This is a genomic window from Asticcacaulis sp. AC402, from assembly GCF_000495835.1.
Classification (GTDB): Bacteria; Pseudomonadota; Alphaproteobacteria; order Caulobacterales; family Caulobacteraceae; genus Asticcacaulis.
The window spans coordinates 1-779 of record NZ_AWGC01000074.1; the positions used below are offsets into that span (position 1 = coordinate 1).

Annotated in this window: 1 protein-coding gene and 1 pseudogene; one reads left to right on the top strand and one right to left on the bottom strand. The window is 55.6% G+C overall.

What is annotated here, in order from left to right:
• Positions 1-259: 259 nt before the first annotated feature.
• Positions 260-430, bottom strand: a pseudogene (locus ABAC402_RS39995) (helix-turn-helix domain-containing protein); the annotation flags it as partial.
• Between ABAC402_RS39995 and ABAC402_RS41290 the strand changes: the two are divergent.
• Complete coding sequence (locus ABAC402_RS41290; protein WP_031236145.1) at positions 359-625, top strand: transcriptional regulator; 267 nt, start codon at positions 359-361, stop codon at positions 623-625. The pseudogene ABAC402_RS39995 and the gene ABAC402_RS41290 overlap by 72 nt on opposite strands.
• Positions 626-779: the final 154 nt, after the last annotated feature.

Below are 779 nucleotides of genomic sequence, written 5' to 3' on the forward strand. Positions count from 1 at the left end.
TAGCGCTGCCATCTTCAATCTCCGAATAATGTCCGAAAAAGGGAATCAGACATTCAGCGGCTACGCAAGAGATGTGTGCATCCGATAGCCCAACAGCGAGTGGCTGATCGAGCTGCGGGTAAGAATTTGATGTCACAACCAAATGTCCGTTGCGCAAAATGAATTGCTTATAAAGTGGCACAGAGCACATTTTCACTCAAACATGGAAAAAGCGGCGGGTCACCGACCCGCCGCGAAAATTTCCAGCTTTCCAGAACCGTTAGCCTGCTTCCTTGACCAGGCCTTCCAGCCCACAGTCACGAACCTTGCGGTACAATGTCGACCGGCCGATACCCAGACGCCGCGCCACTTCCGACATATGCCCGGCATAGACGCCAACGGCGTGCTCGATCAGGTCGCGTTTAATGTCTTGCAGCTTGCGCAGGTGACCGGCCTAATCCAGCATCCCGGCAAGGTATTGACCCACGCCCAGCTTCTGAACGCCGTCTGGGGCCGGCGCTCAACCGAGCAAAACCACTATCTGCGCATCCATACCCAGCATCTACGCGAAAAGCTCAAGGACGACCCGTTGCGCCCACGCTTTATCTTGACCGAACCGGGTATCGGCTATCGCTTCTCCGATTGACCTACCAAACCATATGGGCAAGCACATCGGCCTGGGTCGCGCTCAGCACCGTTATGATATTGCCGCCACCGAGATTGATAACAACATCGGCCCCGACCTGACTGACCAGACCCACATTGGCGACGCCGCCGGTGTAGGCATTGACATTGATCGC

What these genes read in the sequence shown, in the direction of transcription:
- ABAC402_RS41290 (WP_031236145.1), top strand. Translation starts at nt 359, where the DNA reads ATGCCCGGCATAGACGCCAACGGCGTGCTCGATCAGGTCGCGTTTAAT.